Source organism: Mucilaginibacter sp. GW822-FHT03E02, from assembly GCF_058801545.1.
The window spans coordinates 847,858-871,368 of record NZ_JBXANJ010000001.1 but is presented as its reverse complement, the minus strand read 5'-3'; the positions used below and the strand labels follow the sequence as shown (position 1 = coordinate 871,368).

General features: G+C 41.4%; 28 protein-coding genes. 12 read left to right on the top strand and 16 right to left on the bottom strand.

Annotated features, from left to right (window positions below; all coding sequences use genetic code 11):
* Positions 1 to 12: 12 nt before the first annotated feature.
* The 3 genes from AC1RM2_RS03470 to AC1RM2_RS03460 form a co-directional block, all read right to left on the bottom strand.
* Positions 13 to 357, bottom strand: coding sequence for a hypothetical protein (locus AC1RM2_RS03470; protein ID WP_492983408.1), 345 nt, complete (start codon positions 355 to 357; stop codon positions 13 to 15).
* Positions 358 to 621: 264 nt separating this feature from the next.
* Positions 622 to 1,125, bottom strand: a complete 504-nt coding sequence (locus AC1RM2_RS03465; RefSeq protein ID WP_492983406.1) for a GNAT family N-acetyltransferase — start codon at positions 1,123 to 1,125, stop codon at positions 622 to 624.
* Between the two features lie 102 nt (positions 1,126 to 1,227).
* The gene (locus AC1RM2_RS03460) at positions 1,228 to 1,389 is read right to left on the bottom strand and encodes a hypothetical protein (RefSeq protein ID WP_492983404.1); all 162 of its coding nucleotides are present in this window, start codon (positions 1,387 to 1,389) and stop codon (positions 1,228 to 1,230) included.
* A 199-nt stretch (positions 1,390 to 1,588) separates the two neighbouring features.
* Between AC1RM2_RS03460 and AC1RM2_RS03455 the strand changes: the two genes are divergently transcribed.
* Positions 1,589 to 1,885, top strand: a complete 297-nt coding sequence (locus AC1RM2_RS03455) for a hypothetical protein (protein WP_492983402.1) — start codon at positions 1,589 to 1,591, stop codon at positions 1,883 to 1,885.
* 52 nt (positions 1,886 to 1,937) lie between these two features.
* Here the strand turns inward: AC1RM2_RS03455 and AC1RM2_RS03450 are convergent, their stop codons facing one another.
* Positions 1,938 to 2,639 (bottom strand): S24 family peptidase, encoded by a 702-nt coding sequence (locus AC1RM2_RS03450; protein ID WP_492983400.1) that lies wholly within the window; start codon positions 2,637 to 2,639, stop codon positions 1,938 to 1,940.
* Positions 2,640 to 2,830: 191 nt separating this feature from the next.
* Between AC1RM2_RS03450 and AC1RM2_RS03445 the strand changes: the two genes are divergently transcribed.
* Both AC1RM2_RS03445 and AC1RM2_RS03440 read left to right on the top strand, forming a co-directional pair.
* Complete coding sequence (locus AC1RM2_RS03445) at positions 2,831 to 3,028, top strand: hypothetical protein (RefSeq protein ID WP_492983398.1); 198 nt, start codon at positions 2,831 to 2,833, stop codon at positions 3,026 to 3,028.
* A gap of 217 nt (positions 3,029 to 3,245) precedes the next feature.
* Entirely contained in the window at positions 3,246 to 3,656 is a 411-nt protein-coding gene (locus tag AC1RM2_RS03440) for a hypothetical protein (RefSeq protein WP_492983396.1), read from the top strand.
* Between the two features lie 197 nt (positions 3,657 to 3,853).
* On the opposite strand, the gene AC1RM2_RS03435 is transcribed toward AC1RM2_RS03440, so the two are convergent.
* On the bottom strand, positions 3,854 to 4,192 hold the full coding sequence (locus AC1RM2_RS03435) for a hypothetical protein (RefSeq protein WP_090651100.1): 339 nt from the start codon (positions 4,190 to 4,192) through the stop codon (positions 3,854 to 3,856).
* A 259-nt stretch (positions 4,193 to 4,451) separates the two neighbouring features.
* Here AC1RM2_RS03435 and AC1RM2_RS03430 point away from each other — a divergent pair, with 259 nt between their 5' ends.
* Positions 4,452 to 4,781: a hypothetical protein gene (locus AC1RM2_RS03430; RefSeq protein WP_492983393.1), complete on the top strand. Its 330-nt coding sequence runs from the start codon at positions 4,452 to 4,454 to the stop codon at positions 4,779 to 4,781.
* A gap of 57 nt (positions 4,782 to 4,838) precedes the next feature.
* Here AC1RM2_RS03430 and AC1RM2_RS03425 read toward each other — a convergent pair whose 3' ends face one another.
* Positions 4,839 to 5,066, bottom strand: coding sequence for a hypothetical protein (locus AC1RM2_RS03425; RefSeq protein WP_492983391.1), 228 nt, complete (start codon positions 5,064 to 5,066; stop codon positions 4,839 to 4,841).
* A gap of 3 nt (positions 5,067 to 5,069) precedes the next feature.
* On the opposite strand from AC1RM2_RS03425, the gene AC1RM2_RS03420 reads away from it, so the two are divergent.
* Positions 5,070 to 5,432, top strand: coding sequence for a hypothetical protein (locus tag AC1RM2_RS03420; RefSeq protein WP_492983389.1), 363 nt, complete (start codon positions 5,070 to 5,072; stop codon positions 5,430 to 5,432).
* Positions 5,433 to 5,543: 111 nt separating this feature from the next.
* Here the strand turns inward: AC1RM2_RS03420 and AC1RM2_RS03415 are convergent, their stop codons facing one another.
* The 3 genes from AC1RM2_RS03415 to AC1RM2_RS03405 all read right to left on the bottom strand — a co-directional run bounded on the left by AC1RM2_RS03415 (position 5,544) and on the right by AC1RM2_RS03405 (position 8,758).
* A complete protein-coding gene (locus AC1RM2_RS03415; protein WP_492983387.1) occupies positions 5,544 to 7,778 on the bottom strand; it encodes a tetratricopeptide repeat protein in 2,235 nt (744 codons plus the stop codon).
* A 225-nt stretch (positions 7,779 to 8,003) separates the two neighbouring features.
* Complete coding sequence (locus AC1RM2_RS03410; protein WP_492983385.1) at positions 8,004 to 8,210, bottom strand: hypothetical protein; 207 nt, start codon at positions 8,208 to 8,210, stop codon at positions 8,004 to 8,006.
* Positions 8,211 to 8,425: 215 nt separating this feature from the next.
* Positions 8,426 to 8,758 (bottom strand): YnfA family protein, encoded by a 333-nt coding sequence (locus AC1RM2_RS03405; protein ID WP_492983383.1) that lies wholly within the window; start codon positions 8,756 to 8,758, stop codon positions 8,426 to 8,428.
* A 330-nt stretch (positions 8,759 to 9,088) separates the two neighbouring features.
* On the opposite strand from AC1RM2_RS03405, the gene AC1RM2_RS03400 reads away from it, so the two are divergent.
* From AC1RM2_RS03400 to AC1RM2_RS03390, 3 genes are all read left to right on the top strand, one after another.
* Positions 9,089 to 9,307: a hypothetical protein gene (locus AC1RM2_RS03400; RefSeq protein ID WP_492983381.1), complete on the top strand. Its 219-nt coding sequence runs from the start codon at positions 9,089 to 9,091 to the stop codon at positions 9,305 to 9,307.
* Positions 9,308 to 9,816: 509 nt separating this feature from the next.
* A complete protein-coding gene (locus AC1RM2_RS03395) occupies positions 9,817 to 10,656 on the top strand; it encodes a ThuA domain-containing protein (protein WP_492983379.1) in 840 nt (279 codons plus the stop codon).
* Between the two features lie 234 nt (positions 10,657 to 10,890).
* Positions 10,891 to 11,751: an alpha/beta hydrolase gene (locus tag AC1RM2_RS03390; protein WP_492983377.1), complete on the top strand. Its 861-nt coding sequence runs from the start codon at positions 10,891 to 10,893 to the stop codon at positions 11,749 to 11,751.
* A gap of 267 nt (positions 11,752 to 12,018) precedes the next feature.
* Here the strand turns inward: AC1RM2_RS03390 and AC1RM2_RS03385 are convergent, their stop codons facing one another.
* The 7 genes from AC1RM2_RS03385 to AC1RM2_RS03355 form a co-directional block, all read right to left on the bottom strand.
* Positions 12,019 to 13,410: an FGGY-family carbohydrate kinase gene (locus AC1RM2_RS03385; protein ID WP_492983375.1), complete on the bottom strand. Its 1,392-nt coding sequence runs from the start codon at positions 13,408 to 13,410 to the stop codon at positions 12,019 to 12,021.
* A 1-nt stretch (position 13,411) separates the two neighbouring features.
* Positions 13,412 to 14,686 carry a sugar isomerase gene (locus AC1RM2_RS03380; RefSeq protein ID WP_492983373.1) on the bottom strand — a complete coding sequence of 425 codons (1,275 nt, stop codon included), beginning with the start codon at positions 14,684 to 14,686 and terminating at the stop codon, positions 13,412 to 13,414.
* A gap of 147 nt (positions 14,687 to 14,833) precedes the next feature.
* A complete protein-coding gene (locus AC1RM2_RS03375) occupies positions 14,834 to 16,954 on the bottom strand; it encodes a bifunctional aldolase/short-chain dehydrogenase (RefSeq protein ID WP_492983371.1) in 2,121 nt (706 codons plus the stop codon).
* Between the two features lie 304 nt (positions 16,955 to 17,258).
* Complete coding sequence (gene rhaT / locus AC1RM2_RS03370; RefSeq protein WP_492983369.1) at positions 17,259 to 18,338, bottom strand: L-rhamnose/proton symporter RhaT; 1,080 nt, start codon at positions 18,336 to 18,338, stop codon at positions 17,259 to 17,261.
* 221 nt (positions 18,339 to 18,559) lie between these two features.
* Positions 18,560 to 19,156 carry a mobile mystery protein B gene (locus tag AC1RM2_RS03365; RefSeq protein WP_492983367.1) on the bottom strand — a complete coding sequence of 199 codons (597 nt, stop codon included), beginning with the start codon at positions 19,154 to 19,156 and terminating at the stop codon, positions 18,560 to 18,562.
* Complete coding sequence (locus tag AC1RM2_RS03360) at positions 19,147 to 19,611, bottom strand: mobile mystery protein A (RefSeq protein WP_492983365.1); 465 nt, start codon at positions 19,609 to 19,611, stop codon at positions 19,147 to 19,149. Before AC1RM2_RS03360 ends, AC1RM2_RS03365 begins: the two co-directional genes overlap by 10 nt.
* A 128-nt stretch (positions 19,612 to 19,739) precedes the next feature.
* Entirely contained in the window at positions 19,740 to 20,567 is an 828-nt protein-coding gene (locus AC1RM2_RS03355) for an alpha/beta fold hydrolase (protein WP_492983363.1), read from the bottom strand.
* A gap of 235 nt (positions 20,568 to 20,802) precedes the next feature.
* Between AC1RM2_RS03355 and AC1RM2_RS03350 the strand changes: the two genes are divergently transcribed.
* The 4 genes from AC1RM2_RS03350 to AC1RM2_RS03335 all read left to right on the top strand — a co-directional run bounded on the left by AC1RM2_RS03350 (position 20,803) and on the right by AC1RM2_RS03335 (position 23,500).
* Positions 20,803 to 21,630 carry an N-acetylmuramoyl-L-alanine amidase family protein gene (locus AC1RM2_RS03350; protein WP_492983361.1) on the top strand — a complete coding sequence of 276 codons (828 nt, stop codon included), beginning with the start codon at positions 20,803 to 20,805 and terminating at the stop codon, positions 21,628 to 21,630.
* A gap of 137 nt (positions 21,631 to 21,767) precedes the next feature.
* Positions 21,768 to 22,436, top strand: coding sequence for an autotransporter outer membrane beta-barrel domain-containing protein (locus AC1RM2_RS03345; RefSeq protein ID WP_492983359.1), 669 nt, complete (start codon positions 21,768 to 21,770; stop codon positions 22,434 to 22,436).
* A gap of 278 nt (positions 22,437 to 22,714) precedes the next feature.
* Positions 22,715 to 22,885: a hypothetical protein gene (locus AC1RM2_RS03340; RefSeq protein ID WP_492983357.1), complete on the top strand. Its 171-nt coding sequence runs from the start codon at positions 22,715 to 22,717 to the stop codon at positions 22,883 to 22,885.
* 3 nt (positions 22,886 to 22,888) lie between these two features.
* Entirely contained in the window at positions 22,889 to 23,500 is a 612-nt protein-coding gene (locus tag AC1RM2_RS03335) for a hypothetical protein (RefSeq protein WP_492983355.1), read from the top strand.
* The last annotated feature ends 11 nt before the right edge of the window (positions 23,501 to 23,511 follow it).

The window sequence follows — 23,511 nt, the reverse complement described above, 5'->3', positions numbered from 1 at the left end:
GATAAAGGTCAATTAAAAAGATTGCGATAACTCTGCGCCATCTGTATTGAATTTACTCAATAAGCTGTCGAGCTTGCTATTTAACTCGTTTAAATGAATTTTACCCTCGTTAAAGGCTTGTGTTAACTGCGCTATTTCAAGCTCAATTTCGGTTAAGGCTGTTGTTTTGCTTTCAATTTTTTCGCGCCTTAGCTGCTGCTTGTTTTCTAACGCGTTAATTTTATATTCGGCAGTTGTGAGCAGGTAAAGTTGTTGCACATCATCAGTGTAGATGTTGTTACTTACCTTGCTACTTTGTTGCTTATTAAGCATAACTAAAATAATTGCGGCAACGATACCACTAATTAAAAGTGACATTACAGGATCCATCTTTATTCTTCTTCTCTTTCGTTTATAATTTAGTTTGCACAGTTTTGGAGTATTAACCGTGACATTGGCTGAAATAAATATATGGTTATTGTATATGAATGTTTAGTATGTGTTAATAAATCGGTCAAATGTTAATAACTATTGTATAAATCGATGTTATTAAGTGTCTTATAGACTAAAAATGCGATATTTATTGGCGTTTGCAAGTTGCTTATCTAAACAGGCAATAATTGCGGGCTATTTACTCATGCTCTAATCGAGTCGTTTTTCGTAACAATAAAATCGCAGGCCGGGCCTGAAATTTAAGCCAATCTCTCCGGCAAAAACATATCCCAATTTGGGGAACAACATTTGAGTGGCCTTATTATGTGTGTTGGTATCAATCCTAAGTGTTTTTATGCCACGCCGGATAGCCTCAAATTCAGCTTGCTTCAATAATGCAGCAGCGATGCCGAGGCCGCGATAATTCGGGCTTACTGCCAGTCTGTGTGTAACAATAGCCACCTCAGTAATATCCCAGCCCACTTGCGTGTATTCCGCCTCTTGGTTGGTTGTTATAGCGGTAACGCCGGCAATCATTCCATCTATCTCTGCCACCCAAAGGTAGCCAAGAGCTACATCATCTGTAAAAACACCTGTGTTGGGGTAAGTGCTATCCCATTGAAGGTTGCCAGAGGCAATCATTTCGGGTATAAGCCCCGCAATAACTTCCATTATAAAAGGGATGTCATTTAATGTAGCAAGCCTGATAAGCATAAATTGAAAGATTAAACAGTGAAATTATGATTAATCTGCTTATGGCTGGAAGGGTATAAAAGATTTTCAGCGGGTATTACTGGCCAGGTAACTCTTTTTGGTTCACTCGGATATTGCCCGCTGCCGGATAGGTAGATGTTTAGTTTGTAGCTGCGCAATAATCAGGCAAACTAAAAAGGCTAACATCCCGTAAAAAAGGATGTTTTGCAAGGCACTGCCAACGCTGAGTTGCTGGGCGATAAAATATGGTACCTGGCTTGCCATGTTTGTTGTTTATATTATAAACGAAACGGTCATTAAAAAATTGTTTTACAGCTTTTGGGAATATAATAAAGATAAAATTTATATCATTGGTACGGGTGCCGCTGCAATATAAACCGGATACAGTGCAGGGGAACCGCCCGTTTGTTTATACCTTTGTTGGGGTATATAAACAGCGGGTTATAAAGTTAAATAATAAATTATGAATCCCGAAGAGTTTTTGAAACAAATAAAAAAGGAATCGGTTGATATTGAGGGTTTAACTAAGCGTAACTACTTTGTACACCTTGATAAGATGTTTAAAATGATAGCTTATGATGGCGATCGTTTAAATAAAAAGCACAATCTTATGATTACTCCTTACCTGCAATATTTGAGTAACACCAGCCGGGATGATTTCAGGGAAGCCTTATCCCAAACAGAACTGGATGAGTTGATTGAAAGTGTAAAAACAGACCTCGACTGTATAATCTTCAGGATGAGTCCGCCAATCTCTTGAACGCAGTATCTGCACACTTGAAATTTGAAATCTGCACATCAGTTCTCTTAGATTAATGATTGTGTTTTTTATGAATGTCTTTTACCAGGCAAAGTTTTTTGATATCGGTAATGTTGATAGGGAAGGGGGCGTATTTTAGGCGATTGCCAATCATTTCGGTGGTATTATCCGAGTGTGCTATCACTTCATCGGGGGTATCCCCGGCCAACAGCCTTTTATACATGCGATAATCGCCCCATTCAATATAGTAAACTTCGCCCGGTAATATTTTCTTATCGTGAATAATTTTTAAGGCTACCCAGCAACCATTTTCCAGGTATGGATACATGGAGTGTCCCCAAACTGGTAAAGCAAAGTCACAATCCTCGATGCCCGGGAAGTTCATGCGCCCCACTGGTTGGGAGTCATTAATGTCATTATACACTTCTACACCCGATGCTGTGGCAATAATTTCATACATCGGAATGCCTTCTTCTGTTTTATTTACTGTAGTTTTTTCTTGATTTATTGATGGTTTCTTGCTATGGATAAAATCTTTATATTTTTCTTTAAAAATTCTGAATTTTTCTGGATCGATATTCTGCCTGCTTTTTACAATTTCGGTAATGGAGCTGGGTGAATTAAAGCCTAATGCTTCTGCGAGTTGTGCATTGCCCGCAAAGGCTTTTCCTTTCAATTGAGTATATAAAATAATAAACTCTAATGTTTCGGGGCGAATTGTCTTGATTTTGCCGGGTTTTAATGCATCATCCATGGTAAAAAAATATTACAGATTTTTCTTGATTATATTAAAGATAATTCTTTATATTTGTCCTGTTGTCTTTTGCTAATTTAAAGTAAATTAAATCAAAAACAAATTTAATTACATAAAATTTAAAGAAATTCAATACAGAGAAATGTTTAGCAATTAATAGCCGGAAATATAAATAACCAAAATCTACTCATATGCATATTGCCTACTCAGCCTTAAATCAACCAAATGCAGCCGCGGTGTTTCCACTGGATTCAAATATCGATAGTAACGATGATTTGCCCGAGTCACTGCTGCGTTACCAGGCCTACCTGGCCGCCTGTCAAAAACTCAGTAAAGAAATTACAGCCATTCAAAAATACAGCCCCGGCTGGATGCCTGCCTTTCGGTGAGCAGTTTGCGGTTGGCAGTTTGCAGTTGCCAGTTTGCAGATAGCAGTTTACAGTTGCCAGTTTGCAGTTGTCAGTTTGCAGATAGCAGTTTACGCTGGCAGTCCCCTGCCAGGCAATGACCAATGACCAATGACCAATGACCAATGACCAATGACCAATGACCAATGACCAATGACCAATGAACTAATGAACCAGTGAACCAATAAACTAACATAAAATGAAAATTACACAAAAACTAAAAGACCAGCTATGGTGGATGATTATATCTGTTGATTACGATTATAGCCGCATAGCCATTGCCGATTATGAACTTACCGACGATGCCCTGATTTTATGGCTGGAGGACAAGCAGGATTTTAAAAACTCGCTGGATGAATGTTTGCAGCTGGATGTAAAAGCACGCGATTTTGCAAAGGTAATTAAGGCCGAGAACCTGAATAGCTACGAGGGCAGCAAAATGCACCCTACAAAAAGCTTTGTTTATAAAGCCCGTATCGAAATTAATAGCCCGCTTAAATGGTACCAGGAGGATGCCTCGGCTATTGAGCAGCAATGGGCGCGTGAGGCAACATTGAAGGCTATACTTACCCAGCTTGTAGAAACAGAAGCCGCTGTTACTTACGATTGATTTATGCTGATTGGAATTGTAAGCATATTTAAATCCTTGTCAACTGCCTTGAATTTTATCCGCTGTTATCAAGGTTTATTCTTCAGGGTACCTAAAAATGAATTAAAATCAGCATAATAAACAATTATTATGCTGATTTTAATTGCAGTCAATTCGCTGCTGGTTTAATTTACCGAACATCAACTTAGCCTGTTTGTTTATTTAACTTTTACCTGTTGTTGTTCTTTTTCCAGTTGCTCTATCAATTCCTCTACTTCGCTTAATGCCTCGGCTGGCTGGCTGGCGTAATTGAGTTTACGGAAACGCCATTGGGCAAACGCTGGTTCCTGGAAACGGTTTATCAGTTTAAAAAATTTAGGAAAATTGTGTACCTCTTCCAGTAACACGCCTGTAACAATGCCATTATTATCCAGTATCTCACGAATGGTGTATTCCTTATCCCTGGTTATCCAAATCTCAAAATCACGCCGTATTTCTTCGCTTTTTTCGGGATCTATCTTATCATTAATGCAAATTACCTTATCTCCTGGTTTCATATAGTATTAGCGTTTTAAAATGTTGTTTTGTTGCGCTATATTAAGTAAATACAAAGTACTGCTTTTTAAAGCAGATAAAAAAAAGAGCTTACTAAATTACTGCATAGTAAAATCGTTAAACATTGAGCAAAAGAAAGCTTTAAACTATCCCCTGGTTAACCGCCCGTTAAGCTGTTAAAAACTTTTATTAAATATGCCGTAACCAATAGTTTAAAATAAGCGTATTACGTGGTAGTTAATCACTATTTATTTTAATGTTATGGACGCTTTTTACTTTTTTGTAATCCTGGGATCTGCCGCTGTGTTTTTAATATTACACTTTGATAAGCAACAACGCCGTAAAGTGAACCAAATATTACATCAAACCAATGATGTTGAGCCCTTGTTGCTAATGCAAAGCCTCGGACAAAAACTGGAAAGGTTAAATAGTGCCTTTAATAAAACCGCTGCACCCTCAAACGCCGAACAACAATTCCAAAAGCTAACTTCAGACTATAAATCGGGACGAATGAGTATCAGCGCCTACAACAAGCACCTTACCGAACTATTGCATATGGTAGAAGTTCCAAAGCAAGAAATTCGGTACTAATTTGTTCATTAGTTCATTGGTCTTTTCTGGCGGGATTGCCAGATAGGCAGGAGACATTCAGCCAAAAAGCCATTTGCCCGCTATGCCCGCGTTCCAATGAACCAATGAACCAATGAACCAATGAACCAATGAACCAATGAACCAATGAACCAATGAACCAATGAACCAATGAACCAATGAACCAATGAACCAATGAACCAATGAACCAATGAACCAATGAACCAATGAACCAATGAACCAATGAACCAATGAACTAACGAACAAATTGTTTATTATTGCAGGCATAATATGTCTGACGAAGCAATAATAAAACGGTTAAAAGTAATTGTACAGGAGCATGGCGGTCAAATGGGCTTAGCCACGGCTATCGGTGTTGATCAGGGTTTTATCAGTAAAGTGGTTAATAAAAAACAGGATATCAGTTACTATCTTATCCGTAAACTTTGTTTCCAGCTTAAATACTCGCCCGAGTGGCTTATCCTGGGTACAGGCGAAAAAAAAATCAACAAACCCGAATCGGCCAAATTAATTACCGAAATACAAATGATGCGTACCGAAGTTGATATTTTGCAGGCCCGGATGCGTGCCTATGAAATGGAGTTAAAGGAATTACGCGATCATCTGCACGATGAGGGCAGAAAAGCGGTTTAAAAATTCAAAATTAAAAAGTCAAAATTCAAAAAATATAGAGGGCCAGGTTTCGTAACGATGCCTGGTTTTTTTATAGGGCTAAGATTTGCCGGGCTATAAGTACGATTGTTCTTATTTGCAATATTTTGCGATAATCGCCGGGGCATCTTTCGATCCAAACTCGGCGGCTTTGCTCATATCGGCACAGGCCCCGGTCTTATCATTAAGCGCTATTTTGGCAAGGCCGCGTTGCAAATAGGCGCGGGAGTGTTTCAGGTTGAGCTTTATAGCCAGGTTACAATCGGCAACTGCGCCGGCGGCGTCCTTCAGGTTTACCTTGGCAGCGGCACGGTCGGTATAAGTATCGGCGCTGTTTGGGTCGGCTTTTAGGGCTGCTGCAAAATCGTCATTTACACCTTGTGTATCGCCCAGGTAACTTTTGGCTATACCGCTATGAGATAGTGCCCTGGCGTAGGTAGGGTTAAGGTAGATGGCGTTATGATAGTCGTCGGCCGCACCGGCATAATCTTTTAAAATAAGCTTCAAATCGCCCCTGAATAAAAAAGTCTCCTCGTTTGAAAATATGGAAACCGCCTTGTCAAGATCTTTCATCGCGGCTTTATAGTTGCCTTGTTTGGTTTCTATGTAGCCCCTGTTTTGGTACGGCAATGCTGCCGCGTCAGATGTTGAATCTATCTTTAATGATGTATTAAAATCGGCCATGGCACCTATGTAATCGTCTTTGGTGGTTTTAACCAGGCCGCGTTTAAGTAGTATGGCCGTGTTTTTGGGAGCTTTGACCAGGCCGGCATCAAAATCGGCCATGGCGCCTGCAAGGTCGCCTCCTGCAGCCTTAGCCTCGCCACGATGCAGGTAAAAATTTGAATTGGCCGGGTTTAGGGCGATAGCTGCAGTAAACAATTGCACGCCGTTGGTGGTGTATTTATAAAAATTGCTCACATTCCCCAGCCGTGTATATGCTTCTTCCTTTTTTGGTGCTATAGCTATCAGTTTTTCAAAATCTCTCACGGCGCCAATCTTATCATTCATCTTATCTTTTTCAATCGCCCGGTTTAAATAAGCATATGTGTAATTTGGATTTACCTGGATGGCTTTTGTGTAATCATTTATGGCGGCTACCATATCACCAAGATCGCGGTGGGTATCGCCACGCACCAGGTAGGCTTCGTCGCTTTTGCCATTAATGGCTATAGCCAGGGCAAGGTCGGCCATTACACCGGTGGTATCCTTCATGGCCAGTTTTGCTTTACTGCGGCTTATATAGCCATTTATGTTTTTAGGATCAATGGATATTGCAGTATCGGCATCCAGTTTAGCTCCCGAAAGGTTGTTTGCAGATAGCTTTGCATACGACCGGCTTTGATAGGCTTCGGCGCTCCTGTTGCCTAATGCAATCGACTTGTTAAAGTCATTCATAGCCGCCTCATAATTATTCATATTGCTCTCAACTACACCGCGGTAAAGATATAGTAGGGCGAGTTGGGGATGCTGCGTAATTGATTTGTTAAAGTAATCAAGCGCACCTTTACTGTCGCCCATTTTGCCCTGGGTATTGGCCAGGTAAAGAAAAACATTTTTCAGTTCCGGATTTATTGAGGCTGCCTTTTTATAGTCCTCAATAGCACCTTTAAAATCCTGGAGTTCGGCTTTGGCATTTGCGCGGTATAGAAAAGCTTCGGCGTTTTGAGGGTTAATGGTCACGGCGATTGTATAGTCGGCAACTGCTCCGTTCTGATCGCCCATGCTGGCTTTTGCGCCGGCACGATACCCATAAACAGCACCTTTTTGGGGATTTAGTTTGATGGCGATATTATAATCGTCAATGGCGGCAGCAAAGTTTCCTTTGTTGTTTTTAGCCAGGCCCCTATACTCATAAATCTCTGCCTTATCCGGCGATAACTGTAACGCTATCGTGAAATCGGCAATGGCGCCGGCATAATCCTTAAGGTTTGATTTTGCATTGCCCCGATAAAGGAACATTTCGGCTGTTTTCGGCCCCAATGCAATTGCCCGGTTAAAATCGTCAATAGCAGCCTGGTAGTCCTGTACATTGCTTTCGGCATTTGCTTTATAAAAATATGCAGTGGTAAAATCAGGTTTAAGGACAACGGTTTTGGCATAATCGGCAATGGCCGACTTGAAATCACGAAGATTGCCGTTTGCATTTGCACGATAGAAATAAGCATCGCTGCTTTTATCATTTAATTCGATAGCTTTTGTGAAATTTTGAACAGCTGCTTTATAGTCTTTTTCATTAGCCCTGGCATTTCCGTTTTGAATATAAGTGCTTGCTGTTTGAGCAAATGCAGTAATCGGTAAAAGTAGGAGGAATAGGACTTTTTTCATTTAAGAAATAGCTGTTGGTCAAATGTCGATAAAAATACCGATATCGGTAGAGCAAAGGCCATACCGAAAGCCAATGTATTGAAATTTTGGCAAAAACATCGATGGAATTATATTGTAGAGGAAATTTGGGGCATAATAGCCCCATTTGGACCTGATGTATTCACCAGATGTTCATATCAATTTAACAACCGCAATGACTTTTATGCTCACAACAGCTTGTTTGTTTTAATCTTCCAGTATCTGGCTGCGTTTTTTACCATAGCTAATTGCAGCAGTACAAATCAGGATGCAAAAAATGAGCCCTATTTCAATACCGACGTGGGTTAACGGTATGCTGCCTGGGTTTTTTGAAAGTAAAACGCCTGCGTCTGGTAATAGCAACCCAAATAATGGGAAGCAGAAAAACATTCTCAATATTATTAATTTTTCCATAATTATTAACATTTAGTATGATAATGCTAAGGTAGTGATTATTTTGTTATAATTTAAATAAAAAGCAAAACTTAACTGTATTACAAAATAAGCCATGCTTTGTTTGGTTATTTATTACTTTTTATGATATTATTTTTTGCAGAGGCGATAGTGGGGGATTGTGCCGCTTATCTGATTAGCAAACAGAATAAAAAACACGGCTGAGTTTCGGTGTGTTATTTTCCGCGCGGTGTAAAAATGATAATGCAGGCACCCGCCAAGGCTACCAGGGCGCCAATTACATCGTACCTGTCGGGCTTAAAACCGTCAACGCGCCAGGCCCATATCAAAGCCATTATTATAAAAATACCGCCATAGGCTGCATATACCCGCCCGAAACCGGCCGATTGCCAGGTTGCTGCCACGCCGTAAGCCGCCAGTATAATACAGCCCAAAATGCCATACCACATTGGTTTGTCCTGTTTTAACCATTGCCAGATTAAATAGCCGCCGCCAATTTCACACAAACCGGCAACTATAAAAACTACAAGGGAGCGGAGGATGTTCATACCGCAAAATAATAGTTTTTAAGCTGAGATTTTGGCCATTGAAAAGAAAAGTTATTTTTGAATAAGCGAACCTTCACTTTTTGCCAAGCGGCTGCTTTGGGAGTCATCTACGCAATTTTGTAGTTGTACCTGTTGCATCCGATATGGAATTGCAACAATTTATTAATAACCACCTGGCAGTAAAATAAGAAGATTTTAAAGATGGTAAGGGCTGTACTCCTTTTTAGCGGACTGCACCCCGTTAAAACACCTACTGTGCTATAGGTTAAAACACGGGGTGCTTACACTTGCATATGCGCGGCCCACGTAATAGTTTTGGTAAACTATACAATGGAGTCATTTGAATTACAGGTTGATCAAAGAACCTACAAGGTTATACAGTCGGCTATCGGGAAAACAGCAGTTTTTAGCGTTTTTAGTCATTCTTCATTTCATACCATAACTAAGGTAGGTGCCGATTGCTGGGAGGTGGTTGAGCATCGCTTTGGCAATCACAAAATTCCTTTACAGGTAATAGGCAAAAGTATCGACGATTATTTTGGTTTATAATTGGCATTAGACCTTAATAAGTTTTGGCGAGAAATTGGTTATGTGTTTAATTACATCGAAAATATATTTTCTTTTTAATTGTAATAAATTGGTTTTATTCCGAAAAGTTGTATCTTGTGGTTAATATACCGACTTATAAACTTAAATTTAATATCCCCTGCCTGGTTGCGCTGCAAACCAGGCATTTTTATTTGTTGTATCAGCACTTCCACGTAAAAGCCCCAATTACAAAACCGTAAAATCCGAATGATAAATCCGTATTACCCCTGGTAATTTTAACAAACGGATAGTATACTTTTGAATAATAAGTTATGTAATCAGGGACAATAGCTTAGGGGCAGCCGCCTGCAGTAATGCAGCGGCTGTTTTTTTATTTAAATTTCACAGGTTGCACCAGATTTTACTGATTTTGAAATTGGGGCTCAACTACTTCAATCTTAATAGGCAGGCATCTATTTATATTAAACAAAAATGGCTTAGTTTTATGGGAATAAACCAAAACATCAACCATGAGTATCCGTATTTCAAAACTCCCTGCATTGGCAGCTGTACTTTGTATCGTTTGCCTGAGCTTTTATACAGCCAGTGCACAAAAAAATAAGCCTTTTAAAGTAATAGCTTTTTATACAGGCCGTAATGATAAGGCGCATATCAGTTTTATGCACGAGGCCAATAAGCGTTTCCCGGAGATGGGCAAAAAATACAATTTTACCTACGATTCTACCAATAACTGGAGTAATATGAACGCTGCTTTCCTGGCCAAATACCAGGTGGTACTTTTTTTAGATACCCGGCCGGATGACCCTGCTCAGCGCGCCGCGTTTGAACTATATATGAAAAATGGCGGCGGCTGGATGGGTTTCCATTTTTCGGCTTTTGCACTCACACCTTCAGATTATCCGCAAAACTGGGATTGGTACCATAACGATTTCCTGGGATCTGGCCAGTATGTGAGCAATACCTGGCACCCAACCCCGGCTATTTTAAGGGTTGAAGATGCTAAACACCCGGTAACCAAAGGCATACCGGTAACTTTTAAAACACAACCCAACGAGTGGTACCGCTGGGAGCATGATTTGCGTAAGAATCCGGATATTGAGATCTTATTGTCTATAGATTCAGCCAGTTTCCCGCTGGGAAATGGGCCCAAGCAATATGAAATATGGCATAGTGGCTATTACCCCGTAGTATGGACAAATAAAAAATATCGTATGGTTTATTTTAACATGGGCCATAATGATATGGATTATGACGGAGGCACCAACCGTACTTTATCTTATACTTTCGATAACGATACACAAAACCAACTGCTTATTAATAGTTTGTTGTGGCTGGGCAGGGGGAAGTAGCCCCCGGCCCCCTCAATGCTATTAAGTTAAGAGGTTTTTCGCGCAAAGACGCAGAGGCGCAAAGTGATTTGCTTATTTTTTCTTAGCGTCTTGGCATCTTTGCGCGAAACTTAAATTTTGATATTTTCCTTAACTCAATAGCATTGCCGGCCCCTGAAGGGGAAGTTTAACCTTTTTAGGGGGCCGGTTACTCAGCATTTTTTTACATTTACTTTTTGAACATGATACCGCCAAATGAAGAAACTAAAACTGCTGCACCGCTACATCCTCGCTTTAGAGAATAAAGAAGATGTTGATTTAACAGATTTGCTTTGGCAACTCATCTGCTATTCGCCCAAAATGCAGCCGAGGCTGCAGCAACAGCAATTGTTGGATGAAGCCCAAAAGTTTACATTGCTGGTTGATGATCCGCATTTTGCAAAATCGGTATTAAACTTTAATGGATTTATTTGGGGCGACGGCAGTAAAAAGGTTTTGATAACCCATGGCTGGGGGTCAAAGGCCATTGATTTTGATGAAGTGATAACCGGATTAAAAGCAATTGACGATATCCAGATCATCGCCTTTGATGCGCCGGGCAATGGCAGTTCAGAAGGTTCACTATCCAACCTGATATTATTTGCAAAAGCTGCCGAGGCGATTATTAGCCGATATGGCGCACCGGATGTTATAATAGGCCATTCGTTGGGCGCCATGGCCAACGTTATAGCCATAAACGAAACTAATATTAAACCGGTCTTGCAGATCAGCATTGCCCCGTTAATTAAACTAAAAGAAAACTTTAAAGCCACCATGAATGCCGCCGAAGTACCGGTATCGGCACAGGAGAAGTTTTTTGAAAGTTTCAGGGAACTTTTTGAACTGGATGCTTCTTTTTTTGATATCAACAACAAACACATAGCCGGGGCGCTAAAGCATTGGCTGGCTTTTGATAAGGAAGATAAGGTATCGCCATATGACTATCTGCAAGAGTTTTTGACTTTTAACCCGGAGATTGTTACTCATGAATATTTGGGACTTGGGCACGAAAGGATTGTTAAGGATGCCGGGGTTGTGGCGGATATTGTTGGGTTGGTGAAGGAGATTGTTGTCTAAATAAGATGTCGGGGAACGAAGCAACATTGTTCGCGATTGCTATGCTGCGCTTATAATGACGTGTTTGTAAGTTGCTGACTGTAAGTATCGAATATCCGTCATTGCTTCGTACCTCGCAATGACGGTAGTTTAGTGCATTCGTTTAACTATATCCGTTGCACGTCATAACGATTTTTTTTTAGGTTTTACTGATGGATACTCGTAATGACATAAAGAGTTTTTAATATTAATGGTTTTGATTCTCGACTTAAACCTCTTAATTCTCCTCTAAGCAACTTCATTTTGTACCCCCGAATAATACTTCAGCTCAATCAAATCATGCGGCAACGTTTTACTATTCCAACAGGAATGGATGGCTAAAGCCGTGCCCACAGCGGTAGCCTGCGCCATAGATGCGGCATAAACCTCCAGTTGGGGAAACGCCAGCGCCAGCAGGTGCATAAACACGCTGTTTTTGCTGAAACCACCATCTACAAAAATCCTTTGCACTTTACAGCCCTGTAGTACGTAATTAGTAGAGATGGTTTGCTGGTTAACAATATCGATCATCAGTTGGTGATATGCTTCAACATCATCGGCAAAATCATTTAAATTTCGCTGTTCAAAAACTGATTTTTGCAGTTCGCCATCCTGTTTGCTGCTTTTTAAAGCGCTATTACGCGAGGTTAGCTTCGTGGCTATTGCGGCATCATAATTAATGGTCCGGTAAACAATTACATCCTGGTTAAAGTGGTCTGCAATTCGTTTTACCTGTTGTTCATACTCGTACCCGGTAAACAGTCGTGAGGCTTTAACCGGGCTGCCTTTGTATTGCAGGTAGTTGAGGCAATCGTTTTTTAATTCATCCGCTGTAAGCGGTGTTTGATTAAAAGGGTTTAAGCTGATAGACCATGTGCCGGTAGATATCAGCACAAAAGGCATATTGAAGCTTACAAGGTAGGGGATAAGCGCCGCCGAGCTATCATGCAGGCCAACTCCCACACAAAACGTGCTGCCCGGAAACACCGATGGTAAAACACTATCGGCAGGCTTTAGCGGAGCCATTTTAGGTAGTATAGCCTCATCTTTTACCCATTTGTGGTAGTCATTTGCGGCAAAATCCCAAAGGGCAGTATGGCAGCCTATGCTGGTTAAATCGGTAACCATTTGGCCGCTTAACAGGTAGCTCATGTATTGGGGCAGGTGCAGAGCGTATTTAATTTTTTTTAACACCTCCGGTTGCTGGTATTTAAGCCGGTATAGTTGCAAACCCGAGTTGAGGTTGCCCAAAACCGGCGAGGCAGTTTCACGTGCAAACCGGGCTTCATCGCCGTAGGTTTGGTAAAACTGCCTGCTCAACTCTGGCGGATATGGTTTAAGGTAATTATACAATGGGGTAAGCGGGGTGCCATCTTCATCTACATAAACAAAGCTGGCGCCGTAGGTTGAAAAGTTCACTGCCTTCAGGTCGAACTCTTTATGCTTAAAAATCTCGCGCAGCGAGTCAAATACTGATAGGCGCAGACTATCGAGGTTTTCGCATGGGTCGCCATCTTCGTCGTGGGTTTCCGTGAAGCGGGCTGTGCGTTCAAAAACTATCTTGTAGTTCTCGTCGAACAGGAACAGCTTCTTGTTGGTTTTACCCACATCAAAAACAGCTATAACAGGTATTTGCGCCATATTATAATCCGGTTGATACAGCTTTTGCTCCGCGTTCTTTAATCAATTGATTACGTACTGCCTGTGCCCTGTACAGGGCAAGAGGATCCAATGCTCCGCCGGCGCACAAACGTGCCTCGGCTAATAGCGATCGTACATCAGTACGGTAAGCATGCTGTAATATTTCCTGTGCTTTAACTACATCATTATCCTGTTGTGCTTGTTTTAGCGCAGTTACATCAACCAATAAGGCCTGAGCATAGGCAATTTTAATAGCCTCTACCGATTGGATCAGATCCTCGATAGGGTCTTTCACGTTATGAGATGCATCAATCATCCAGCCAATGGCCGTTGCATGATTCATGCCGCGGGCGTCCATACCCTCTACCAGTTCATTAAATATCAGGAACAACTGGTATGGATTGATGCTGCCGACGGTAAGGTCATCATCACCGTATTTAGAGTCGTTAAAGTGGAAACCGGCCAGCTTGCCTTCCATCAGCAATAAAGAAACAATTTGCTCAATATTGGTGCTGCCCAAATGGTGCCCCAAATCGACCAGGGTTTGTGCCTTGCTGCCTAATTTGGACGACAGGAGGTAGGATTGGCCCCAATCGCCAATGGTAGTTGAATAAAAATTCGGCTCGTAAGGTTTGTACTCCACCCAAACTTTCCAATCGGCGGGCAGGGCCTCGTAAATTTCCTGCAAGCTTTCCAGCGTACGCTCAAAAGCGCCACGCATGTTTAGTTGCCCCGGGAAATTTGATCCGTCAGATAACCAAACCGATAAAGCTTTTGAATCCAGCTCTACACCATACTTAATCACTTCAATATTGTGGGCAATAGCCTGCTTGCGCACAGCTTTATCTACATGGTGCAACGAGCCATATTTATAGCTCAGCTCCTGCGTTGGCTGGTCCTGGAAGGTGTTGGAGTTAACCGCATCAAAATGCAGGCCTAAAGCAGCGGTGTGTGCTTTAATAGCATCCGCATTTTTAGGGATATCCCACGGAATGTGCAGCGAAATTGAATTGCTGCTGCGGTTTAAGGCGTGGATCAACCCCACATCTTCAATTTTTTCTTCCAGGCTGCGTGGCTCGCCACCGCCAGAGAAACGGCCAAAACGTGTACCACCGGTACCTAAAGCCCAGCTTGGTATGGCGATATTAAAATCACCTAATTTTTTCAGGATGGTATCCAACCCTTTTATATCCTCAGCAACAAAATCAAACTTACGCTGGTGCGCGGCTTGTTGCTGATGGTTAGTTTCTTCGATTATGCTCTTCTCTAATTGCATGTTTATAATGGTTAAGCCCCACCCAAACCCTCCCCTAAAGGGGAGGGCTTAAAAAGGACAATTCAATCCTCGTTGCAGAGGAGATTTATTTTTTAGATGCTCTTTTTTTAAAGTCTCCCCCTTCAGGGGGAGATTTAGAGGGGGCTTCTACCTCACAAACGCCATTGCCACCCCGCCATCAACATTCAACACGTTGCCGGTTGATTTGTTGAGCAGGCCGCCGGTAAAGGCGAAGCAGGCGTTGGCGATATCTGCCGGTAAAATTACCTCGTTTAATAAGGTACGTTTGGCGTAGTAGGCAGGTAGTTCGGCTACGGTGATGCCGTAAGCTTTTGCCCGTCCCTCGGCCCAGCCGCCGGCCCAGATGTTACTATCGCTGATAACCGCATCCGGGTTAACTACGTTCACGCGGATGTGATCGGCACCTAACTCGGCAGCGTTTAAGCGGCTTAGGTGTAGTTGGGCTGCCTTGGCAGAGCCGTATCCAGCGTTGTTTGGTCCGCTTACTAAGGCGTTTTTACTTACAATGTTAATGATATCGCCACCAATAGCTTGCTTTTTCATGGTGGCTACGGCGGCCTGGGTAATAAAAAACTGGCCTTTTACCAAAACATCATACAACAGGTCCCAATCTTTTTCGGTATGATCACCGATTGATTTGGAGATGGATAAGCCCGCGTTGTTGATAACAATATCCACCCCACCAAAAGCAAGGGCGGCAACTGTTAAAGCAGAGTCGATCTGCTCGCTGCTGGTAACATCAAGTACTGCGGTGGCATACGAGTCTTTGCCATACAGCTTTTTAAATTCTTCGCCTGCACTTTCCAAACGTTCGGCATTCATGTCGTTCAGGATCACAACAGCGCCTTCGTCAACAAATTTTTTGGCGATGGCTTTGCCTATGCCGCCGGCACTGCCGGTTATTAAGGCAATTTTGCCCGATAAAGCCTTTGGTTTTGGCATGCGTTGTAGCTTGGCTTCTTCCAATAACCAGTATTCGATATCAAACGCTTCCTGGCGAGGCAGCGAAGTATATTCCGATACTGCCTCGGCGCCCTTCATTACGTTGATGGCGTTGGTATAAAACTCTGCTGCAACGCGGGCGGTTTGTTTATCTTTTGAAAAGGAGAATAAGCCGACACCCGGGTACAGGATAATTACCGGGTTGGTATCCCTGATAGCAGGACTGTTTTCGTGCTTGCAGGTGTTGTAATAATCGGTATACATTTGGCGGTAGGCCTCAAATGCGGGGGTAAGGCGCTCCTGTAAAGCTTTAACGTCGCTCAAATCTTCGCCCGGTGTAAGATCCAATACCAGCGGACTAATCTTTGTACGCAAAAAGTGATCAGGGCAGCTGGTTCCTAAAGGCGCCAAACGGTCAAGATCATTGGAGTTGATAAACTCCAGCACGCGGGCATCATCTGTAAAATGCCCAACCATATGGCGCTCGCTCGAGCAAAAACCACGCAGGATAGGGGCAATAGCGGCAGCCTGTTTTTTACGGTCGGCCTCGTCCAGGCTTTCAATTTTTTGACCGCCAAAAACAGGGGCTTTTTTGCCATAGTTTTCTTCCAGGTATTCGGCACAGCGCTCAATTACTTCTAATGTGTTAACATAGCTTTCATAAGCGGTGTCGCCCCAGGTAAATAAACCGTGCGAACCTAACATGATGCCACGGATGCCAGGGTTTTCGTCTAAACATTGTTTCAATTGCAAGCCCAGTTCAAAGCCCGGTTTTTTCCACTCTACCCAGCCTATGGTACCTCCAAAAAGCTCTTGTGTTATTTTTTTACCATCTTTTGCTGCTGCGATAGCTATAGCTGCATCGGGGTGCAGGTGGTCAATATGGGCGAAGGGTAAAAAGCCATGTAAAGGAGTATCAATAGACGGCGCTTTGGAGGCAAGGTCATAAATGCAATGGTTAAACAATTCCACCATTTCATCTTCATATTCCACACCGCGGTAAACATTTTTAAGGCTGCGCAGCCGGTCGACATACAGGGCTGCCAAACCGCTTTTTTTCAACGTGCCAATGTCGCCGCCCGATCCTTTAATCCACATTACTTCAACATCACTGCCGGTTAAAGGATCTTTGGAGATTACTTTGCACGAAGTGTTGCCCCCGCCATAGTTAGTTAACCGCAAATCGGCACCTAATAAGTTTGATCGGTATATTAATAATGCTACCTCGTCGCCGGCGAGCCCGGCTGCTTTGGCATCATCCCACAGGTAGCTTACATGCTTAAATTGTGTTGTTTTGACAGACATATGTGTGTTTAATTATTGAATTATTGAGTTATTGAATTATTGAATTATTTTAATTGTTGAATTAATGTTTGCTCATTATTGATAAAACCGTATTGCAGCTCAATCAGTAATTCAGTCAATCAATAATTCAATTTTTAATTGTTGAATTAATGTTTGCTCATTATTGATAAAACCGTATTGCAGCTCAATCAGTAATTCAGTCAATCAATAATTCAATTTTTAATTGTTGAATTAATGTTTGCTGATTATTGATAAAACCGTATTGCAGCTCAATCAATAATTCAGTCAATCAATAATTCAATAATTATTTTAACGAGTTACCGTAACCCACCACCAGCACAGATAATATAATTACGGCTATGCCGGCTATAACCGTGGTAAAGGCTTTTTTACTAACGCCTTTCCATTCTTTTAGCACCAGGCCCCAGGTGTTGGCTACCAGGATAATGAAAGCCATGTGTAAAATCCATGAACTGGCCCCGTTGCCCATTTTGCTTTCGCCCATACCGTAAAAAAAGAACTGTAAAAACCAGGTGGTGCCGGCAAGCGCAGCAAACAGGTAGTTTTTAAGCAGCGGCGTTTTTTTATCGGTATAATTACCAAACGTTTTGTTGCGGGCGTTAAGCACCATACACCATATAAAATTGGTGGTTAAGCCACCCCATAGTATAATAATGTACGTTACATTGTTTTGATACAGAAAGTTACCCTGCCCCGGGTGTGCAGCCTGCCAAAGATGGTTTGCGGTATCGGCCATTGATTTACCCGCTTCGATGCCAAAGTTAAAACAAGCGCTTAACACCCCCGATACTACAGCTACCAGGATACCCAGCCCAAAACGGTAGTCTTTGTTTTCGTTGGCGATAGTTTTATCGGACGATAGCTCTTTCTCCTTCATCATCCCGGCTTTACCGCATATAACTATACCAGCAACACATAGTAACACACCTAATAATACAAACTGCCCCCATTGGTTATGCAACATCATGCTAAACGTATCCTTACCCTCTTTTGGAACCAGGTCATAATATACCGATGGTATTAATGCCCCGAATACCGAACAAAGGCCCAATATAATAGTACTGCCCAGCGATACCCCAAGGTATCGTACACCTAAACCATAAGTGAGGCCACCGATGCCCCATAGTAAGCCCATTAAATAAGTCCACCCGATAACGGATGTGCTTGTATGGCTGATGATATCGGCAAAGCCAGGTATGGTTAACCATGCGGCCAGCGGCGGAACTATAAACCAGGAAAAAATGCCACCTACTATCCAGTAGCTTTCCCAGGCCCAGCCCTTAATTTTTTTGTAGGGGATATAAAAACTCCCCGAAGCGAACCCGCCGATAAAATGGAAAAAGACTCCAAAAATAATTTGCATACTCTTAACTGGTTTAAATTGGTAAAGCTAATGTAGGCAATAGTAATCCGGGAACTGTCATGGACTGTCATGAGTTAGGCGGGGCGGCAATGTAGAGGATTTTCGCGCAAAGACGCAGAGACGCAAAGTGATTTGCTTGTTTCATCTTAGCGTCCTGGCATCTTGGCGCGAAATCAATTTTTTAAAGCTTTCCTCAATGACGTTGGGAGAATGGTATTGACTTAAGAACGTGCAAACCGTATAAGCGGTTCAATATCACCTTTATCGGCGGCTCTTATGGCAGTTAGGTATAATTTTCTGCTCTGGTCTGCTTTTATTAGGTTTGAACTTCCCCATGAATACACCGGCAACTTAAAAAGATGTTCAATTATAATATCACCTATCAGCCTGGAATGTCTGCCATTTCCATTTGCGAAACAGTGAATGCTGACTATGCGATGTTTAAAACGAATAGCTATTTCATTTGGCAGGTAAATGGATTTATCCATCCAGAAATTAGCATCGTCCAATAAGGTTCTTAATTCTACGCTTACCCTAAAGTAATCTACTCCAAGGTTTTTATTTGTGTTTCTGAATTTGCCTGCCCATGCCCAGGTATCCCCAAACATCCGGTAATGAAGTTCTTTAATGAATTCTTCCGTTAAAACTTTGTCTGGTTTAAACTTTCGGGTTAGCGTCCACTCAACAGCTTTTTGAATGTTCAGTTGCTCAAATTCATCCAATTCTGCGCGGGTAGTAATTGTGCCGATAAGCAAGCCCTCTTTTTCCTCTTCGTCCAAAGGGGTTTGTCCATCCTGATATTCAAAGTTTATTCCCATAAATATTTTGGCAATTCTGCTTTGATTTCTTCTGCTTTCTCATTTATGGCTTTTTCTATCCTTTCAGTCGAATTTTCCTGGTCTTCCAATTTCATTGAATTAGATGTTCGCAACACAATCTTTTGGGCAAGCTCCTTAGCTCGTTTTTCAATCATTAATTCGATGGAACCGTCCTTTGGTATTATCCCATATACAAATTTCATATCTAAAGCATTAGCAGCTTCCCGCAAACGGTTTAAGCTTATAGTGCCCAGGGCTTCCCGCATTTCCAGGTCATTTGCGCTTTGTGCCGTAATATTTAAACGATTGCCTAATTGTTGTAAAGTCATTTTAAGAGATACCCGCACAGCATTTAACCAGCCTTTTGACGGTATAATAACATTCTCAACTGATTTAAAAACGGTAAGCTTTTTATCCATTTGTTCAATAACCAGCTGTTGTTTTCTGTTTTTCATATCCTTTATCGCTTTACTACCAAACAAAGTTAAGGCTATAGTATGAAATAAGCAAACTTATTTCATACTATAGCCTTAAAAAATAATTTATTTATCAGTCTTAAGGCTGATATTTTTAAAATCGGTTTTTATCGTTTATTGAAAGATTTTTCAAAAAAGTCATCAACCAGTTTGTTAAACTCGTCTTTATGTTCAACAAGCGTTGGATGCCCCGAGTTGGGTACAATCCATAAATAGGATTTAGGGATATTTTGAGAAATAATTACCGTATGCTCAACGGGGATAAGGTCGTGGTCGCCGCCTATAATAAGCGAAGGGCACTTGATTTTGTGTAGTTCGGTTAATTTGATGTGCGGTTGGTTATAATCCAGCATGAATATTTTCCAGTCGTTTTTTTCTTTAGCAGTTTTCCAAACCTCATTTTTATGTGCCGCGTAGTTTTTCTGCATATCTTTCCATAAGCTGGGTATTAACCCGGTCGAGTCGGGCCAAAGGTTTGCACCTGTCGACGCCAGTTTTATAACTTTATCCGGATGGCGCATAGCCAGTTCCAGCGCATTAATGCCCCCGTCGCTCCAGCCAACCACGTAAGCCGAATCGATATGCATTGCATCCAGCAGGGCAGCAAAATCATCGGCCATCTGCTCAAAACTCAACGAATCGGCTGCATCAGTTGATTTGCCATGCGCACGGCTATCCACAGCTATAACCTTATATTTTTTTGCAAAATAAGGGATGTTGTTTTTGAAAGCGCTCATTTTATCGCCGTTGCCGTGTATCATCAGCAAGGGTTTGCCGCTTCCGTAAGTTTCGGTATATAGCTTAATACCACGTATGTTGTAATATTTGCCTACCGATGCATTGTCGCCGTAAGGCAATTGTTTTTGCTGGCTGTAACTGGTTTGTACAAAAAAGATGGAAACGAACAGGGTAAATAGTAGTTTTTTAATTGGCATATATCAAATGGTAAGTAGTAAAACATAAATATAAAAATTTAAACATGATTTGTATGATCCCGGTATCGCTTTAACGATTTTGTTGTTTTTTGAATCGCAGTGACGTTAAAATGTTAACTAATACTACCTTTGCGGAATTTAATTAAACATACATTTAAACTGAGTACACCAAACAATATCTTAATTATGGCATTTATAGTTAAAATATTTAAAGTACCTATATACAAAATTCTTCATGTTTTCCATCTACCTAAAAAGTACGCGTATACTTGTATTTGCTTGTTTTTTCTTCGGTTTGCTTTCTGCTAACACTTTATACGGACAAGAAGGCGGTGCATCAAAACCGGTTACAAATCACTTCAAGTTCAAAACACTTATAATTGATGCTGGCCATGGCGGTAAAGACCCCGGCGCGCATGGTGCTACCTCAAAAGAAAAAGATATTGCCCTTAGTATAGCCAAAAAACTGCGCGATTTGGTAAATAACGAAATGCCCGGTGTTAAAACCATCATGACCCGTAGTACGGATACCTTTATCGAACTGCATAAACGCACCGAAATAGCCAACAGCAACCACGGTAACCTGTTTATTTCTATCCATTGTAATTCATCGCCCCAAAAAAGGGCCAAAGAGCACGGCACACTGGTGTTGGTTTACGGTTTTCACCGCAGCCAGGAACAGCGTGAAGCATTGCGCGAGAACGCTTCCATTTTTATTGAAGATGACTACAAGAACAAATACAACGGTTACGGCGAAGATAATGTGGTGAATACCATTGTGCTGAACGCTTTTCAGCAAAAGTACCGTAAGCAAAGTATTCATTTTGGCGATATGATTATTCACCAGGTTAAAAAAGCGGATGGCCACCATACCTTTGGCGTAAAGGAACAGGGTGTACTGGTACTGGCCCAAAGCGGTATGCCGGCGGTGCTGGTTGAAACTGGCTTTATCAATAACCCGGCCGACGAAGAATACCTGAACTCAAAAGACGGACAGTTCACAATTGCTACTTCGATATTAAGGGCGCTTAAGGAATATAGGGGTAGTTTGGAGGGACGGTAACTCTGGCGATAAAATCAAATTAAACGCCGGTTATAATCTTATATTATCGCGAAAAATATTTATTTAATAATAGACTTTTTGGTAAAATAACGGCAAATAAATGCCGTTTCAACTGCTCAACAAACTATTATTACAATATGAAAAAAATCCTGCTTTTAGTCCCTGCATTTTTATTGGCTTTTCAAATTTCAAAAGCCCAAACCGAAAAAGGCTCGCAAACATTAGGTGTGAATTTAATTTTCAACACTCAAAAATCAAGTAATGTAAGCGTAAATCCATCTACCGGCGCTTCAAGTAATACCAAAAACAAGTACAATAATTTTGGTATAGGGCCCAATTACAGCTATTTTATTGCCGATAAATTGGATATAGGGGCCAATTTGAGCTATGATCATTTAAGTGTCGACAATGGCGAATTCAGTTCGCCGTCAACACAACATCAGTATGATTATGGCGCTCAGATATTTATCAGAAAGTACTTTATGTACGGCGAAAAATTAGGTTTACGCGCCGGCCCATACCTGGGCTATAGCCGATACAATGTAAAATATACCTACGATTATCCCGGCGCTACTGTAAATTCAAACTCAAGCAAAACTGATAGCTATAACGCCGGTATAAATCTTGGCCTTGTTTATTACCCAACAAAAAAAATAGGAGTATCGGCCACATTGGCTAATATCTATTATGCTCATTCAAAATCAGATGATGGAGCGCAAAGCCACGGAAGCACAGATAGCTTTAACGGCAGTTTTATAAGCAATGGATTGGGCTTTTCATTATTTTATGTGTTTGGCGCTAAGTAAAAAAAGCAACAAGGCAGATAAGTGAAGTATTTATCTGCCTTAATTTAAATAATATCACCAACATGGTCTTATAGAGGTCTCAGCCGCAAAGAGGTATTGTTGGCTAAGTCAGATAAATAGTTTTGCCGCTCGTGTAAACCGAAACGTAAAAAGCGGGATCTCTGGAAGGAGAACACTTAAATATGATAGCAATTGACACCATTCACCGCAGCCCCAACTCAGTGAAAATAGGGTACTTGTATGCAAAATATCGTTATATTTGTGTTTAATTTTCTAATATGACAACTAAAAGTGTTCAAGAACAAATTGCCGCTATAAAGGCTGTCACTTCTAAAGCGAACGTGTCAAAGGAAACCGCTATGGCATTTTTAAAAAGTGCGGGCATAATTTCTGCCGATGCTATAAAAGGTGAAACGTCTAAATTATCTTCAATAACAAAGTCTAAATAATTAATGTCCGACTATCAGTCATTAAATGTCATTGGTTTTCATAGCTGTGACAGAGAAGTTGGTAACAACTTGGTGATGGGGCGGGATGAGTTGAGACCGAGTGATAATGCTTGGGATTGGCTCGGACCAGGAAGTTATTTTTGGGAAAGCGATCCGACACGGGCTTTACAATATGCCATTGAAAACGCAAAAGGAATTCAAAAAAATAAAGAAGCAGTTAAAACCCCTTTTGTAATAGGCGCTATTATCGAACTTGGGAATTGCCTCAACCTTGTTGAAGCAGAATCGTTAGAGATATTAAGTGAATCGTACAATGGTTTAAAAGATCTTCTCGGCACATCGGGTTTAGCAATGCCTGTCAATCGTGAAAATAACAGGGCACTTGATTGTGCGGTAATTAAGTATATACACGAATCGAATAAAAACACCGGCCGGGAGCCTTATGACACTATACGTTGTGCTTTTCCGGAGGGAATAGAAGCTTTTCCAGGATCAAAAATTACATCAAGGTTGCACATACAAATATGTGTTTGTAATCCGGATTGTATTAAAGGCTATTTTTTACCAAAACCGCTAAGTAAATATAATCCCTATTTAATCGCAAGGTTAGCTTAAAGCTTATTACC

What these genes read in the sequence shown, in the direction of transcription:
- AC1RM2_RS03470 (WP_492983408.1), bottom strand. Translation starts at nt 357, where the DNA reads ATGTCACTTTTAATTAGTGGTATCGTTGCCGCAATTATTTTAGTTATG.
- AC1RM2_RS03465 (WP_492983406.1), bottom strand. Translation starts at nt 1,125, where the DNA reads ATGCTTATCAGGCTTGCTACATTAAATGACATCCCTTTTATAATGGAA.
- AC1RM2_RS03460 (WP_492983404.1), bottom strand. Translation starts at nt 1,389, where the DNA reads ATGGCAAGCCAGGTACCATATTTTATCGCCCAGCAACTCAGCGTTGGC.
- AC1RM2_RS03455 (WP_492983402.1), top strand. Translation starts at nt 1,589, where the DNA reads ATGAATCCCGAAGAGTTTTTGAAACAAATAAAAAAGGAATCGGTTGAT.
- AC1RM2_RS03450 (WP_492983400.1), bottom strand. Translation starts at nt 2,639, where the DNA reads ATGGATGATGCATTAAAACCCGGCAAAATCAAGACAATTCGCCCCGAA.
- AC1RM2_RS03445 (WP_492983398.1), top strand. Translation starts at nt 2,831, where the DNA reads ATGCATATTGCCTACTCAGCCTTAAATCAACCAAATGCAGCCGCGGTG.
- AC1RM2_RS03440 (WP_492983396.1), top strand. Translation starts at nt 3,246, where the DNA reads ATGAAAATTACACAAAAACTAAAAGACCAGCTATGGTGGATGATTATA.
- AC1RM2_RS03435 (WP_090651100.1), bottom strand. Translation starts at nt 4,192, where the DNA reads ATGAAACCAGGAGATAAGGTAATTTGCATTAATGATAAGATAGATCCC.
- AC1RM2_RS03430 (WP_492983393.1), top strand. Translation starts at nt 4,452, where the DNA reads ATGGACGCTTTTTACTTTTTTGTAATCCTGGGATCTGCCGCTGTGTTT.
- AC1RM2_RS03425 (WP_492983391.1), bottom strand. Translation starts at nt 5,066, where the DNA reads ATGCCTGCAATAATAAACAATTTGTTCGTTAGTTCATTGGTTCATTGG.
- AC1RM2_RS03420 (WP_492983389.1), top strand. Translation starts at nt 5,070, where the DNA reads ATGTCTGACGAAGCAATAATAAAACGGTTAAAAGTAATTGTACAGGAG.
- AC1RM2_RS03415 (WP_492983387.1), bottom strand. Translation starts at nt 7,778, where the DNA reads ATGAAAAAAGTCCTATTCCTCCTACTTTTACCGATTACTGCATTTGCT.
- AC1RM2_RS03410 (WP_492983385.1), bottom strand. Translation starts at nt 8,210, where the DNA reads ATGGAAAAATTAATAATATTGAGAATGTTTTTCTGCTTCCCATTATTT.
- AC1RM2_RS03405 (WP_492983383.1), bottom strand. Translation starts at nt 8,758, where the DNA reads ATGAACATCCTCCGCTCCCTTGTAGTTTTTATAGTTGCCGGTTTGTGT.
- AC1RM2_RS03400 (WP_492983381.1), top strand. Translation starts at nt 9,089, where the DNA reads ATGGAGTCATTTGAATTACAGGTTGATCAAAGAACCTACAAGGTTATA.
- AC1RM2_RS03395 (WP_492983379.1), top strand. Translation starts at nt 9,817, where the DNA reads ATGAGTATCCGTATTTCAAAACTCCCTGCATTGGCAGCTGTACTTTGT.
- AC1RM2_RS03390 (WP_492983377.1), top strand. Translation starts at nt 10,891, where the DNA reads ATGAAGAAACTAAAACTGCTGCACCGCTACATCCTCGCTTTAGAGAAT.
- AC1RM2_RS03385 (WP_492983375.1), bottom strand. Translation starts at nt 13,410, where the DNA reads ATGGCGCAAATACCTGTTATAGCTGTTTTTGATGTGGGTAAAACCAAC.
- AC1RM2_RS03380 (WP_492983373.1), bottom strand. Translation starts at nt 14,686, where the DNA reads ATGCAATTAGAGAAGAGCATAATCGAAGAAACTAACCATCAGCAACAA.
- AC1RM2_RS03375 (WP_492983371.1), bottom strand. Translation starts at nt 16,954, where the DNA reads ATGTCTGTCAAAACAACACAATTTAAGCATGTAAGCTACCTGTGGGAT.
- rhaT (WP_492983369.1), bottom strand. Translation starts at nt 18,338, where the DNA reads ATGCAAATTATTTTTGGAGTCTTTTTCCATTTTATCGGCGGGTTCGCT.
- AC1RM2_RS03365 (WP_492983367.1), bottom strand. Translation starts at nt 19,156, where the DNA reads ATGGGAATAAACTTTGAATATCAGGATGGACAAACCCCTTTGGACGAA.
- AC1RM2_RS03360 (WP_492983365.1), bottom strand. Translation starts at nt 19,611, where the DNA reads ATGAAAAACAGAAAACAACAGCTGGTTATTGAACAAATGGATAAAAAG.
- AC1RM2_RS03355 (WP_492983363.1), bottom strand. Translation starts at nt 20,567, where the DNA reads ATGCCAATTAAAAAACTACTATTTACCCTGTTCGTTTCCATCTTTTTT.
- AC1RM2_RS03350 (WP_492983361.1), top strand. Translation starts at nt 20,803, where the DNA reads ATGTTTTCCATCTACCTAAAAAGTACGCGTATACTTGTATTTGCTTGT.
- AC1RM2_RS03345 (WP_492983359.1), top strand. Translation starts at nt 21,768, where the DNA reads ATGAAAAAAATCCTGCTTTTAGTCCCTGCATTTTTATTGGCTTTTCAA.
- AC1RM2_RS03340 (WP_492983357.1), top strand. Translation starts at nt 22,715, where the DNA reads ATGACAACTAAAAGTGTTCAAGAACAAATTGCCGCTATAAAGGCTGTC.
- AC1RM2_RS03335 (WP_492983355.1), top strand. Translation starts at nt 22,889, where the DNA reads ATGTCCGACTATCAGTCATTAAATGTCATTGGTTTTCATAGCTGTGAC.